Source organism: Solwaraspora sp. WMMB335, assembly GCF_049179075.1.
Taxonomy (GTDB): domain Bacteria; phylum Actinomycetota; class Actinomycetes; order Mycobacteriales; family Micromonosporaceae; genus Micromonospora_E.
The window spans coordinates 7,072,533-7,085,554 of sequence record NZ_JBMHMF010000001.1; the positions used below are offsets into that span (position 1 = coordinate 7,072,533).

Consider the following 13,022-nt stretch of genomic DNA (forward strand, 5'->3'; position numbering starts at 1 on the left):
CCGCATCGGGTGGGCCGGACCGGACACGAGATGTGGCGGTGGACACAGTCACCGCGGCGTGACGGGGCGGCACTGGTAAGGATGGGTTTGGATGTTTGTCACTTACAACCGGGGGACGTGTGAGCAGTCGGACAAGCCGTGACGTGCTGGTACGTGGGCTGTGGGTGCTGGGCCAGGGGATCCGCGAGCAGTCTGGACTGTTCACCATCGGGGTGGTCGGCAGTGTGCTGTTCGGATTGCTCACCATCGCCAGCGCGTACGTGGTCGGGGCGATCGTGGGCGAGGTGATGGTCCCGTCGATCGAAGCCGGACAGGTGGAGACGGGCCTGCTCGCCGCCGGCGCCGCCGCGCTGGTCGGGGTGAGCGCCATCAAGGTGGTGGGGATCTTCGGCCGCCGGCTGGGCGCCGGGTTCATGCAGTACCGGTTACAGGCCTCCTACCGCCGCCGGGTAACCCGGCGCTACCTTGACCTGCCGATGTCCTGGCACCAGCGCCACCCGACCGGCACGCTGCTGTCCAACGCCAACTCCGACGTCGAGGCGACCTGGTTCCCGATCGCGCCCCTGCCGTTCGCCGTCGGCACCGTGGTGATGCTGGTCGCCGCGATCGGCGCGCTGTTCGCCACGGACTGGGTGCTGGCCCTCGTCGGCTTGGCGGTCTTCCCCGCGCTGTTCGTCCTCAACGTGGTCTACTCCCGCCGGATGGCACCACGACAGGTCCGGGCGCAGCGGCTGCGTGCCGAGGTGAGCGCGATCGCGCACGAGAGCTTCGACGGCGCGTTGGTGGTCAAGACCATGGGCCGGGAGGCGCAGGAAACCGTCCGGTTCTCCGACCGGGCCGCGCAACTGCGCGACGCCTTGATCTCCGTCGGCCGGCTGCGAGGGTTGTTCGACCCGTTGCTGGACACCCTGCCGAGCCTCGGCACCCTCGCCGTGCTGCTGGTCGGCGCGCTACGCCTGCGCGAGGGCGCGATCAGCGTGGCCGATCTGGTCAGCGTCGCGTTCCTGTTCACCGTGCTGGCCTTTCCGGTGCGGGCCATCGGCTGGGTGCTGGCCGAGTTGCCGCGCAGCGTGGCCGGCTGGGACCGGGTGCGGCACGTGCTCACCGCCACCGGCGAGATGCCGTACGGCGACACTGTTCTGCCCGGCGACACCCTCGCGCCCGGTGGCGCCACGGTCCCGGCGAGCCTGGTCTTCGACCGGGTCTGGTTCAGTTACCGGCCGCCGGCGGTGGAACCGGCGACGCCGCAGGCCGCGGTCTCGGCGGTGGACCCGTCGGTGGACCCGACGGCGGTGCCGGACCAACCGGCCGTCCTGCCACCGGTCCTGCGTGAGGTGTCCTTCACGGTGCCGGCCGGACGGACCGTCGCCCTGGTCGGCCCGACCGGATCGGGCAAGTCGACGATCGCCGCGCTCGCCGCCCGCCTGGTCGACCCGACATCGGGTCAGGTCGGCGTCGATGGCGTGGACCTGCGCGAGCTGACCGCGGATTCGCTGGCCGGCACCGTGTCCCTGGTCGCCCAGGTGCCCTTCGTCTTCGACGACACGGTCCGGGCCAACGTCACCCTCGACCGGGCCGGGCTGACCGACGAGACGGCGTGGTCGGCGCTGCGGCTGGCCGAGGCGGACGGGTTCGTGGCCGCGCTCGACGACGGGCTGGACACCATGGTCGGGGAACGCGGCACCACCCTGTCCGGGGGCCAGCGGCAGCGGCTCACCCTGGCCCGGGCGCTGGCCGGCCGCCCGCGTCTGCTGGTCCTCGACGACGCCACCAGCGCGGTCGATCCCCGGGTCGAGGCGGCGATCCTGGCCGCGTTGCGGGCCAGCGAGGTGGCGACCTCGATCCTGGTCGTCGCGTACCGACGGGCCACCATCGCGCTGGCCGACGAGGTGATCTACCTGGACCAGGGGCGGGTGGTGGATCACGGCACCCACCGCGAGCTGCTGGCCCGCTGCCCCGGCTACGCCGACCTGGTCACCGCGTACGAGCAGGCCGAAGCCGAGCGGGAACGGACGCGGGCCGACGGGACGCACAGCGCTGGTCCGGGTGGCGTCAGCGCGGGCGGCACGGGCCCGCAGGAAGCCGGCTCCCGGGCGGCGGAGGTGATCGGGTGAGCACCCCGCTGCGACGGCGGTCGGAACGCGTTGAGTCGGCCCGGGTGGAACCGGCCGAGTCGACGTGGCGGACGCTGCGTCGCGGGTTGGCGCTGTCCCCGGAGCTGCGTACCGGGCTGGCCGGCACGCTGGCGCTGGCACTGGTGTCGATGATCGGACGGGCCGCTGTCCCGGTCGCCGTGCAGCAGGCCATCGACAACGGGCTGCGTGCGCCGGGCGGCCCCGATCTGACCGTGGTCGCCGTGATCGTCGCGCTGACCGGGGCGGTCCTGGTATGCACCACGACCGCCGGCTACTTCATGATGCGGCGGCTGTTCACGGTCAGCGAGACGGCGCTCGCCGCGGTGCGGACCAGGGCCTTCCGGCATGTGCACGACCTGTCCATGCTGCACCAGCAGGCCGAGCGACGCGGTTCGCTGGTCAGCCGGGTCACCAGCGACGTGGACCAGATCACCCAGTTCCTGCAGTGGGGCGGCGTGATCCTGCTGATCAGCATCGGCCAGGTGGCGGTCACCGCCGTCGTCATGTCGGTCTACTCGTGGCAGCTCACCTTGGTGGTCCTGGCCGCGTTCGTCCCCGCGTTGCTGATCATCCGGGCGTTCCAGCGCCGGCTCGCCGCCGCCTACGGCGTGGTCCGTCAACGGACCGGCACGCTGCTGGCCGCGATCGCCGAGAGCGTGGTCGGTGCGGCGGTCATCCGGGCGTACGGAGTGTCCCGGCGTACCGCCCGGCGGCTCGACGAGGCCATCGAGGGCCAGCGTCGGGCCCAGCAGCACGCCCTGCGGACCAGCGTGATCAGCTTTTCCACCGGTGAGATCGCGGCCGGTCTGGCCCTGGCCGGCGTCGTGGTGATCGGCATGCGGATGGTGGTGGCCGGCAGCCTGACCATCGGGCAGCTGACCGCCTTCCTGTTCCTGGTGACCCTGTTCATCCAGCCGGTGCAGATCGCCACCGAGGTGCTCAACGAGGCACAGAACGCCATCGCCGGCTGGCGGCGGGTGCTGGATGTGCTCGATGTCGCCCCGGACGTGGCCGATCCCGGCCGCGACGGGGTGGACCTGCCGCGTGGGCCGCTCGACGTACGGTTCGAACAGGTCTGCTTCGCCTATCCGGGTGGCCCGCAGGTGCTCTCCGACGTCGACCTGGAGATCCCGGCGAAGACGCGGGTGGCGGTGGTGGGGGAGACCGGCAGTGGCAAGACGACCTTCGCCAAGCTGCTGACCCGCCTGATGGATCCGGTCGTCGGCCGGGTGCTGCTGTCCGGCGTGTCACTGGACCGGATTCGTTTCGAGTCGCTGCGTTCACGGGTGGTGATGGTGCCGCAGGACGGGTTCCTGTTCGACGCGACGGTCGCGCAGAACGTCCGCTTCGCCCGGCCGGAGCTCACCGACGACCAGTTGGCCGCCGCCTTCACCGACCTGGGGCTGGCTGACTGGGTGGCCGGTCTTCCGCAGGGTATGCACACCCCGGTGGGGGAGCGTGGTGAGGCGTTGAGCGTGGGCGAACGCCAGCTGGTCGCACTGGTCCGGGCGTACGTGGCCGACCCGGATCTCCTGGTGCTCGACGAGGCGACCAGCGCGGTCGACCCGGCGACCGAGGTACGCCTGCAACGCACCCTGGAAGCGGTGACCCGTGGACGGACCACGGTGGCGATCGCACACCGGCTGTCCACCGCGCAGGCGGCCGACGAGGTCATCGTCGTCGACCGTGGCCGGGTGGTGCAACGTGGCCGGCACGAGGAACTGGTCGCCGAGTCGGACTCGGTGTACGGCCGGCTCTTCGCCTCCTGGCTGGAACAGACGCGCTGACCCGAGAGGTGCCGGACCGGGCCTGCCCAGGCGCCGGACCGGTACCTCAGCGGGAGCGGCAGACGCTCAGCGGGAGCGGCAGACGCTCAGCGGAAGGGGAATCAGCGGGAGTAGAACTCGACGACGAGCTGCTCGTCGCAGATCACCGGAACCTCCCGGCGGGCGGGCTCACGAACCAGGGTGGCGGTCAGGTCGGTGAGGCTGACCGACAGGTACGGCGCGGTCGGGCCGTCACCGGCGTGTGCCCCGGCGGCGGCGATCTGGAACGGTGGCTTGGTTCGGCTACGCTCGCGTACCTGCACGACCTGGCCTGGCCGCAGCCGGTACGACGGACGGTCCACTTTGCCGCCGTCGACCGCGAAGTGCCCATGGCTGACCAGCTGGCGTGCCTGGTAGATGGTGCGGGCCAACCCGGCCCGGTGCACGACCGCGTCGAGGCGCCGCTCCAGCAGGCTGACCAGTTCCTCGCCGGTCTTGCCGGCGCCGCGGACCGCGTCGTCGAAGGCGCGGCGCAGCTGGGTCTCGCTGATGTTGTACTGGTGGCGCAACCGCTGCTTCTCCAGCAGCCGCACCTGGTAGTCGGAGGGCTTGCGGCGTTGCCGGCCGTGCACGCCGGGCGGGAAGGGCCGCCGTTCGAAGTAGCGGGTGCACTTGCGGGTCAGCGGGATGCCGAGGGCGCGGGAAATCCGCGCTTTGGGTCTTGGGTGGTTCACGTGGACGTCTCCGGTCAAGTAGGTTAGCCTGCCCTCACTAAGGTGAGCCTAACTGATCTCGGAGGTCCGTGTCATGCAGCCCAGCCCCGCGGAGATCGCCCGGACCCTGGTCGCCGGCCGACTGCCCGGCACGGCGCACGTCGCCTGCCGACCCGGCCCGCACGCCGTACGGCACGCCACCGACCCGATGGGCCAGATTCTGCTGCTGACCGGGGAGACCGACCCGATGGGTGCGGCGCTGCGGCCGACCGACGGCGCCGCAGACACGGCCGTGGTCCTCGACGTGACCGACACCCCGCCGGTGGCCGGCGCGCCGTCGCGCGGACGGGTGTGGGTTTCCGGATGGGTGAGTCCACTCGACGGCGCACCCGCCCGGCTGGCCGCGTTGGACTTCGCCGACGTGCACGCCACCGGCGACCTGCTCGACGTCGGCCGGGGCGCCAGCATCTACCGGATGGAGGTGGCCGAGATCAGACTGGACCAGAGCGGGGTGACCACCGACGTGGACCCCGACGAGTACGCCGCCGCGGAGCCAGATCCGCTGGACGGGATCGAGACGGAACTGCTCACCGACCTCGCCGACCACCACCAGCCGGAAATGTCCGCGTTCATCCGTCGCCAGCTACGCGACGTCGGGCACCGCAGGTTCGCCGGCGAACCACAGGTGGTCCGGCTGGACCGGTACGGCTTCGTGGTGTCGCTGGGTACCGGCGGACCCCGCGCCCGGCTGGCGTTCCCGGCCCCGGTGCGCGACCGCGCCGAGCTGGCCCGGCTGCTGCATCCGGTGCTCTGCCGCCGCTGCGCCTCGCCGGCCACCGCCGGCCGACACACCTCGGCCGACCCGGCCGGCAGCTGAGGCTGACTGGCCGCCGGCTGGCAACCGGTCGACGTGCTATCGGTCGACGGGCTATCGGTCGGTCGGCTTGTCACCGGCCGGCAGTGGCACCGCTGCCAGGTCTCCGGTCAGGTAACGCTGGACCGTCGGGCCGACCATGGCGGCGGCCACTGCCGGATCGGCCCCGGCGAGCGGCTCCAGCCGCAGGATGTAGCGCATCACGAGCAGCCCGGCCAGCTGCGAGGCGACCAGCGCCGTACGCATCGGTATCTGCGCCGGATCCACGTCCAGTTGCCCGATCACCCGGCGCAGGATCTGACTGGTGACGAACTCGCGCAGCATCCGGGCGGTCCAGTCGTTGCTCAGCGCCGAGCGCAACAGGGCCAGCGCGGCGGTGCCGGCGGGGGAGTCCCACACCCCGAGCACCAGCCGGACCAGCCGTTCGCCGATCTCGTCCGGCCCGCCCGCGAACGCCTGCGGCAGCAACTCGCCCGGGTCGATCGGCGCGTTCATCGCGGCCAGGAACAGCTTGTCCTTGGTCCCGAAGTAGTGGTGCACCAGCGCCGGATCCACCTCGGCGGCGGCGGCGATCGCCCGTACCGAGGCCTGGTCGAAACCACGATCGGCGAAAACCCGCCGGGCGGCGGTGAGGATCCCCTCGCGGGTGTCGGGATTGCCCGGCCGTCGCCCGGTCCGTCGTGCCATCGGTCGTAGTCACTCCTTTTCGCGCCAGCCGCGCTGCGACGGTCAGCCGGTGCGCCGCCGTAGCGTGGCGGCGGCCAGGACCAGGGCGGCGACCACCGCACCGGCGACCACGGCGAGATCGCGCCAGAGCGTGGCCGTCGGCTCCGCGTTGGCACCCACCTCGGTCAACGCCGACACGGCGTAGGACAGCGGCATGACGTTGCTGATCGCCTCCAGCCAACCCGCCATCTCGTCGCGGGCGACGAACAGGCCGCAGAGCAGCAGTTGCGGGATCACCACAACCGGCATGAACTGTACGGCCTGGAACTCGGTGCGGGCGAACGCGCTGCACAGCAGGCCGAGGGCCACGCCGAGCAGTGCGTTGACCACCGCGATCAGGATGACCAGCGCGGGACTGCCGGCCGTGCTCAGATCGAACAACCAGTACGCGGCGGCGCTGGCCAGACTCGCCTGCACGGCCGCGGCCAGACCGAACGCGATGCCGTAGCCGAACAGCAGGTCGAGCTTGCCCAGCGGGGTGGTCAGCAGTCGTTCCAAGGTGCCGGTGGTGCGTTCGCGCAACATCGCGATGCTGGTCACCAGGAACATGATCACAAACGGGAAGACGCCGAGCATGACCAGTGCGATCCGGTCGAACATCTGCGGTTGTCCAGGCGGGGCGGGCTGGTCGCCGTACATGTAGTACAGCAAGGTCAGCAGCAGGGCCGGCACCACCACCAACAGCGCGACGGTACGCCGGTCGTGACGCAGTTGACGCAGGATACGCCCGGTGGTCGCGGCGAGGAGACGGCCGTTCATCGGATCCCCCCGGTGGTGGCGGTCTCGGCACTCTGGCGGTCGCGGATCAGGCGCAGGAACGCCTCGTCCAGGTCGTCGGTGCCGGCGGTGGCGCGTACCGCCTGCGGGGTGTCGTCGGCGATCAGCCGGCCGTCGCGGATCAGCAGCAGCCGGTCGCAGCGGCTCGCCTCGTCCATCACGTGGCTGGAGACCAGCAGCGTCGTGCCGGCCGCGGCCATGGCGTGAAACCGGGCCCAGAGGTCGGCGCGCAGCACCGGATCCTGCCCGACGGTAGGCTCGTCGAGCACGACCAGTTGAGGACGGCCGAGCAGGGCACAGGCCAGCGAGGCGCGGCTGCGCTGCCCGCCGGAGAGGGTGGCGACGAGTTGCCCTGCGGCGTCGCCGAGCCCGACGTCCGACACGGCCCGCTCGGCCTCGGTCACCGGCAGGCCGTACAACGCGGCGAAGTACCGTGCGTTCTCCCTGACCGTGAGGTCGGCGTAGACGCTGGGGGCCTGCGTGAGATACCCGACGGTACGTCGTAACGCGGCGGTGCCGGCAGGCTGGCCAAGGACCCGTACCTGTCCGGACCGGATCTTCTGGACTCCGACGATGGCCCGCATCAGCGTCGTCTTACCGCTGCCGCTCGGCCCGAGCAGGCCGGTCACGCTACCCCTGGCGATCGTGCAGGAGACGCCGTGCAACACCTGGCGTCGGCCGCGTTCGACCACGAGGTCGTCGATCTCGACGACGGTCTCCATCGTGCCCTCCGAATAATTCATCGAGTGTTGAAATCAACGATAGATGAATTACTCCGCCGGGCGCATTCGCGCAACCCGTCGGATCCAGTGGCCTACGTCACCCGCCACGCGCCGCCGGCGGGTGACCGACCACGGCGACGGGATGTCCGGTACGAGGCCAGACAGGGCGTGGGCCGTAGCGGTCGGATACCGCTACGGCCCACGCCACCGTCGGTTGCGGGCTGTTGGCAGGTTCAGATCGCCAGCAGCCGGTCCAGGAACTCGCGGTACTGGCGCAGCGCCACCCGCATCGACTCCGTGTCCGGCGCCTCGTCGTCGCGGCGCGGGTCGAGCTCCAGCTGTTCGGTCGACAGCCGGTCGGCCAGCGTCCGCACGGCGTGTGCGACCAACGACTGCGCTTGGGCCAGCGCGACATCCGGCTCGTCCACGAACCGGGCCTTGATCTCGTGCCACTCGTCGCGAAGCTCGTCGGCGGCTTCTTCGGTCCAGATCGTGATCGGCGGCAGGGACACCTCGCCCGGCCGCTTCGGTGCGGCCACCGGCTCCGCCTCCGGCGCGGCTGCCCGGTCGGCCTGTTCGTCCACTGCGGTCAGCACAGCATCCAGCTCCTCGTCCTCGTCCTCGTCGTCTTCCTGGTCGTAGTCGTCGTCGTAGAACAGGTCGCCGGCATCGCCGTGCGCGCTGAGGGCATCAGCGTCGTCGTCGCCGGTCTCGACGGCGTCGTCGGCCTCGGCGACCCCGACCGGCTCGTCATCGTCGTCCGGCTCCGCCCGTTGCGTTGACGCCGCCGGCTCCGCGGCGGATCCCTCGGCCTCCGGGGTCGACTGGCCCGGCGCTGCCGAATCCGCCGGCCCGGACGTCACCGCTGACTCCGATTCGGGCTGTTGGTCTGTTTGCGCATCCAGCGCCGTGTCGGCCGTACCTGCCGTCTCGACCGATCCGGCCCCGACCGCAGCCGGTCCCTCCTCCGGATCCTGATCCGCTGGCTCGCCGTCGGCCGCCGCTGGCTCGCCGTCGGCCGCCACTGGCTCGCCGACGGCCGTCGTCGGCTCCGTACCTGCCGTCGGCTCCGTTCCCGGCTCCGGCTCGGGCGCCGTCTCCGCTCCGGAAGGGTCCACCTGCTCCGCCTGGTCAGCTTGATCGGCTCGCTGGGTCTGGTCGTCCGGGTCCGTTCGGTCGTCCGGGTCCGGCCGATCCGCCGGCTGGGCCGGTGTCGGCGTGGCGACCACCAGCGGTGGGGTGTCCGTTCCACCGAGTAGCGCGGTCGCGATCGGCGGCAGCGGGTTCGGCGTCTGCTGCGCCGGCTCCTTCGGCACGATCAGCGGGATCTCGGTGGTCGCTTCGTTGATGACATTGCCGTCGACCACGGGCCGGGGCGCCGGCACCGGAGTGCCATGTGCCGGAGCGTCGCCGGCCCCGGCATTCTCCTCCAGCTCCGCCGGCCCTGGATGTTGAGGGATGGGCATGGGCTGCATCAGTGATCCTCCGTCCGCTCTGGTGGGTATCCGATCGGGGGTACGACCGGACGATGCCCGTGCGCGTGTGGCTGGGGTGGTACGCGGACTCGCCGCGCCGACCCGATCGGGTCGGCGCCCGCGACGCCCGTCATCAGCCCGCGACCAGGTCCCGAACAGGGGTGCGACCGACGGGATGCCGGAACCGGTGGGGTGCTGGGGCGCGCCGGCTGAACCTGGACCGTGGCGGCGCACCGACAAAGTACTCCGGATGCCGCACGGGCACAGCCCCCGAACCGTCGAATCCATCCGCCTGGTGTCGGTCACCTGACACCGCGTGCGGGAGGCGCTGCGACAGCCGTCCGGCCGTACGGAACAATCGGGCACTGTGTCCGTACCAGATGAGTCGCCAGCCGGCGCCCTGACCAGCGGCCCGCCCGCCGCGTCGCCCGACCCACCACGGCCGGCCGCCCTCGACCCGTCGATCGCGGCCCGGCTGCGTCGCAATTCCGACGGTCTGGTCGCCGCGGTCGTACAGCGGCACGGCACCGGTGAGGTACTGATGATGGCCTGGATGGACGACGAGGCGCTGCACCGCACCCTCACCACCGGTCGGGCGACGTACTGGTCGCGTAGCCGGCAGGAGTACTGGGTCAAGGGGGCGACCTCCGGTCACCACCAGTACGTTCGCTCGGTCCGGCTCGACTGCGACGGCGACGCCGTGCTGGTCGGCGTCGAACAGGTCGGACCGGCCTGCCACACCGGCGCGGCCACCTGCTTTTTCGACGAGTTGCCGATCACCGGCACGATCGCCCGGCCCGAGGAGACCCGATGATCACTGGTGCCGTCAGTCCGGACGAGTCGACCTTCCGCGAGCTGGCCCGGGACCGCCGGGTGGTGCCGGTCGTGCGCCGGCTGCTCGCCGACGGCGAGACCCCGGTCGGGGTGTACCGCAAGCTGGCCGGCGGTCCCGGCACCTTCCTGCTGGAATCGGCCGAGCAGGGCGTCGGCTCGGCGGGCACCGCCTGGTCACGTTACTCGTTCGTCGGGGTACGCAGCGCGGCCACGCTGACCGAATCCGACGGACGGGCCTGCTGGCTGGGTGATCCGCCGGCCGGGCTGCCCGCCGACGGGGACCCGGTCGACGTCCTGCGTGCCACGGTCGCCGCGCTGACCGGGCCGCCACCGGCTCCGGTCGCTGGCGCGACGTTGCCGCCGCTGACCGGTGGGCTGGTCGGTTACCTCAGTTACGACTTCGTCCGCCGGCTGGAACGGCTTCCCGAACTGACCGAGAACGATCTGCGGCTGCCCGAGTTCGGCCTGCTGCTGGCTACCGATCTGGTGGTGCTCGACCATTTCGACGGTTCGGCCATCCTGGTGGCCAACGCGGTGCTGCCGGCCGTGGACACCATACCGGCGGCCGGTGCCGAAACGGACACGATGCCGGCGGCCGGTGCCGAAACGGACACGATCGGCGCGGCGTACCACCATGCGATCGGCCGACTCGACGCGATGACCACCGCCCTGTCCCGGCCCAACCCGCCGATGGTGTCCACGGTGGATACGCCGGCGGTCGGCGCGGCACGCAGCCGGACCGCTGCCGGTGCCTATCCGAAGGCTGTCGAGGAGGCCAAGGAGGCCATCCGGGCCGGTGAGTGCTTCCAGATCGTGCTCGCGCAGCGGTTCGAGCGGCAGACCCACGCCGATCCGCTGGACGTCTACCGTGTGCTGCGCACGACGAACCCGAGCCCGTACATGTACCTGCTGCGCTTCGACGACTTCGACGTGGTCGGCTCGTCACCGGAGGCACACCTGAAGGTGACCGTCGTCGACGGGGGCACCCGGCGGGCGCTGCTGCACCCGATCGCCGGCACCCGCCGACGTGGGGTGACTCCGGAGGAGGACGCCGCCCTGGCCGCCGAGCTCATCACCGATCCGAAGGAACGCGCCGAGCATGTCATGCTGGTCGACCTGGGTCGCAACGATCTCGGCCGGGTGTGCCGGGCGGGCAGCGTCGAAGTCCCCGAGTTCGCCACCGTGGAGCGCTACAGCCACGTCATGCACATCGTCTCGACGGTGGTCGGTGAGCTGCGGGCGGACCAGAGCGCCTTCGACGCGCTGGCGGCGACGTTTCCCGCCGGGACGCTCTCCGGCGCTCCGAAGGTCCGCGCGATGGAGATCATCGAGGAGCTGGAGCCGACCCGTCGCGGGCTGTACGGCGGCACGGTGGGCTATTTCGGCTTCGGCGGTGACCTGGACATGGCGATCGCGATCCGGACCGCGCTGATCCGGGCCGGCCGGGCGTACGTGCAGGCCGGCGCCGGGATCGTGGCGGACTCCGATCCGCAAGCGGAGGAACGGGAGACCCAGAGCAAGGCCGCCGCGGTGCTGGCCGCCATCGCCGCCGCCGAAACCCTGCGTCCGGCACGGTGACCACCTCGCCCGGCAGTCGGCGCCAGACGGTGGGCGCCGCGCGCGTCGGCCGGCGCGGGTTGGTCGTGTCGGTCGCCGTCTGCCTGGCCGGTTCCGGCCTGGCGCTGTACGCCGCCGGCCGGGGCTGGGCGGTGGTGAACACCGAGCGCCCAACGCCGCTGCCCGACGTGGTGACCGTGCGTACCGGGGCGCAGCTGTTGCCATGGCTACCGGCGGTCGCGCTGGTGGGACTGGCCGGGGCCGGCGCGGTACTGGCCACCCGGGGCTGGCCCCGCCGGCTCGTCGGGGTACTGCTCGCTGGCGCCGGTGCGGTGCTGGCCGCCGGCTCGTCGGCGTTCATCGCCGGCATGGTCGCCGTCGACGACAGCGCCGCAGGGACGGTGCGCACCGTCGTGAGCTGGCCGGTCGCGGCGGCCGGTGGTGCGGTGCTGCTGGTCGCCGGTGGTCTGTCGACCATTCTGCGCAGCGGTCCCTGGCCGGCGATGGGTGCCCGCTACGAACGGTCAGCCGGACGACGTCGGCCCGACCGTCCCGCCGGGCCGGCAGGCTCGACGTCGCACACCCGGGCAGGCTCGACGCTGGACGCCTGGAACGCCCTCGACCGGGGCGAGGACCCGACGGACTAGCCGGCCACGGTAGCCGCGGTAGCCGCCGCCGGTGCTGCCAGCCCGTCCGGAAGGGGCTGACCGGCGACATCCCGCGCGGGCTGATCCGTCCGGGCCGCGGTCAGCGCGGCCACCAGCCGGCGGATCTCGTCCCGCTGGTGGGCGCGGGCCCGGTCGGCACAGATCGCCTCCCAGGCGTTGCCGGCCGCGGTGCGTACCCGGTCACCGCCGACCACGGCGCGTTCCATGGTCTGGACGACCTCTGCGGCCAACGAGACGACGGCCCGGGGGATGGCGATCAGGTCGACGCCCGCGTCGCGGTCGCGTGGTGCGGTGTTCATGGCCTCCCCCAGACGATCTGCGCAACCGACGGCTACCGCCGCTCAGTCTGCCCGAACGCAATGCTCGCCGGGGGCTGTTTCGTAGCGGTGACCCGTACGTCAACTATCGCCGTCGGGCGCGCCGAACGCCCGTCCGGCCAGCATTGATCTGCACCACACCGCGATTGATCTGCACCACACCGCGCGGATCCGATACCGCACCGTGGGCCGGGTCCGGCTGACACGATACGATTTTTGTCGATGGAGCGCCGATGGAGCGTCAAGGGGGTTCGGGATTGCTCCGCATCGTGCGTTCCGGGGGTCGCGCGTTGGCACGTTGGGTGATGGCTCTCTCACCGGAGGTTCGGCATTATGCCGCAGGCCGTTTCGTGAGGCGCGCCATACCCCCGACTCTGGCTACCCTGCGCCGCCCCATAGCATCGGGCGCATGACACCCGGAGGGAGTCCGTTGGTGACTGCTGACCAGGACGATAGCG

At 71.7% G+C, this 13,022-nt stretch carries 12 protein-coding genes; 6 read left to right on the forward strand and 6 right to left on the reverse strand.

Annotated features, from left to right (window positions below; all coding sequences use genetic code 11):
- Positions 1-119: 119 nt before the first annotated feature.
- Positions 120-2,114 carry an ABC transporter ATP-binding protein gene (locus ACN27F_RS30505; RefSeq protein WP_421438916.1) on the forward strand — a complete coding sequence of 665 codons (1,995 nt, stop codon included), beginning with the start codon at positions 120-122 and terminating at the stop codon, positions 2,112-2,114.
- A 44-nt stretch (positions 2,115-2,158) separates the two neighbouring features.
- A complete protein-coding gene (locus tag ACN27F_RS30510; RefSeq protein WP_421440561.1) occupies positions 2,159-3,922 on the forward strand; it encodes an ABC transporter ATP-binding protein in 1,764 nt (587 codons plus the stop codon).
- Positions 3,923-4,023: 101 nt separating this feature from the next.
- Here the strand turns inward: ACN27F_RS30510 and rpsD are convergent, their stop codons facing one another.
- Positions 4,024-4,635 carry a 30S ribosomal protein S4 gene (gene rpsD / locus ACN27F_RS30515; RefSeq protein ID WP_421438917.1) on the reverse strand — a complete coding sequence of 204 codons (612 nt, stop codon included), beginning with the start codon at positions 4,633-4,635 and terminating at the stop codon, positions 4,024-4,026.
- Between the two features lie 73 nt (positions 4,636-4,708).
- Here rpsD and ACN27F_RS30520 point away from each other — a divergent pair, with 73 nt between their 5' ends.
- Positions 4,709-5,491 (forward strand): DUF2470 domain-containing protein, encoded by a 783-nt coding sequence (locus ACN27F_RS30520; protein WP_421438918.1) that lies wholly within the window; start codon positions 4,709-4,711, stop codon positions 5,489-5,491.
- A 51-nt stretch (positions 5,492-5,542) separates the two neighbouring features.
- On the opposite strand, the gene ACN27F_RS30525 is transcribed toward ACN27F_RS30520, so the two are convergent.
- The 4 genes from ACN27F_RS30525 to ACN27F_RS30540 all read right to left on the reverse strand — a co-directional run bounded on the left by ACN27F_RS30525 (position 5,543) and on the right by ACN27F_RS30540 (position 9,188).
- Positions 5,543-6,175 carry a TetR family transcriptional regulator gene (locus ACN27F_RS30525; RefSeq protein WP_421438919.1) on the reverse strand — a complete coding sequence of 211 codons (633 nt, stop codon included), beginning with the start codon at positions 6,173-6,175 and terminating at the stop codon, positions 5,543-5,545.
- A gap of 42 nt (positions 6,176-6,217) precedes the next feature.
- Positions 6,218-6,973, reverse strand: coding sequence for an ABC transporter permease (locus ACN27F_RS30530; RefSeq protein ID WP_421438920.1), 756 nt, complete (start codon positions 6,971-6,973; stop codon positions 6,218-6,220).
- Positions 6,970-7,713 carry an ABC transporter ATP-binding protein gene (locus tag ACN27F_RS30535; RefSeq protein WP_421438921.1) on the reverse strand — a complete coding sequence of 248 codons (744 nt, stop codon included), beginning with the start codon at positions 7,711-7,713 and terminating at the stop codon, positions 6,970-6,972. The genes ACN27F_RS30530 and ACN27F_RS30535 overlap by 4 nt, the downstream gene beginning before the upstream one ends.
- Positions 7,714-7,946: 233 nt before the next feature.
- On the reverse strand, positions 7,947-9,188 hold the full coding sequence (locus tag ACN27F_RS30540; RefSeq protein ID WP_421438922.1) for a hypothetical protein: 1,242 nt from the start codon (positions 9,186-9,188) through the stop codon (positions 7,947-7,949).
- A gap of 367 nt (positions 9,189-9,555) precedes the next feature.
- Between ACN27F_RS30540 and hisI the strand changes: the two genes are divergently transcribed.
- Genes hisI through ACN27F_RS30555 form a run of 3 tightly spaced genes read left to right on the forward strand, consistent with a single transcriptional unit; the run spans position 9,556 to position 12,226 of the window.
- Positions 9,556-10,002: a phosphoribosyl-AMP cyclohydrolase gene (gene hisI / locus ACN27F_RS30545; RefSeq protein WP_421438923.1), complete on the forward strand. Its 447-nt coding sequence runs from the start codon at positions 9,556-9,558 to the stop codon at positions 10,000-10,002.
- Positions 9,999-11,600, forward strand: a complete 1,602-nt coding sequence (locus ACN27F_RS30550; protein ID WP_421438924.1) for an anthranilate synthase component I — start codon at positions 9,999-10,001, stop codon at positions 11,598-11,600. Before hisI ends, ACN27F_RS30550 begins: the two co-directional genes overlap by 4 nt.
- A 29-nt stretch (positions 11,601-11,629) precedes the next feature.
- On the forward strand, positions 11,630-12,226 hold the full coding sequence (locus tag ACN27F_RS30555) for a Trp biosynthesis-associated membrane protein (RefSeq protein WP_421438925.1): 597 nt from the start codon (positions 11,630-11,632) through the stop codon (positions 12,224-12,226).
- On the opposite strand, the gene ACN27F_RS30560 is transcribed toward ACN27F_RS30555, so the two are convergent.
- Positions 12,223-12,546 (reverse strand): hypothetical protein, encoded by a 324-nt coding sequence (locus tag ACN27F_RS30560; RefSeq protein ID WP_421438926.1) that lies wholly within the window; start codon positions 12,544-12,546, stop codon positions 12,223-12,225. The genes ACN27F_RS30555 and ACN27F_RS30560 overlap by 4 nt on opposite strands.
- Positions 12,547-13,022 lie beyond the last annotated feature (476 nt).

Coding starts and splice junctions, on each gene's coding strand:
- ACN27F_RS30520 (WP_421438918.1), top strand. CDS start 4,709: ATGCAGCCCAGCCCCGCGGAGATCGCCCGGACCCTGGTCGCCGGCCGA.
- ACN27F_RS30525 (WP_421438919.1), bottom strand. CDS start 6,175: ATGGCACGACGGACCGGGCGACGGCCGGGCAATCCCGACACCCGCGAG.
- ACN27F_RS30530 (WP_421438920.1), bottom strand. CDS start 6,973: ATGAACGGCCGTCTCCTCGCCGCGACCACCGGGCGTATCCTGCGTCAA.
- ACN27F_RS30535 (WP_421438921.1), bottom strand. CDS start 7,713: ATGGAGACCGTCGTCGAGATCGACGACCTCGTGGTCGAACGCGGCCGA.
- ACN27F_RS30540 (WP_421438922.1), bottom strand. CDS start 9,188: ATGCAGCCCATGCCCATCCCTCAACATCCAGGGCCGGCGGAGCTGGAG.
- ACN27F_RS30550 (WP_421438924.1), top strand. CDS start 9,999: ATGATCACTGGTGCCGTCAGTCCGGACGAGTCGACCTTCCGCGAGCTG.
- ACN27F_RS30560 (WP_421438926.1), bottom strand. CDS start 12,546: ATGAACACCGCACCACGCGACCGCGACGCGGGCGTCGACCTGATCGCC.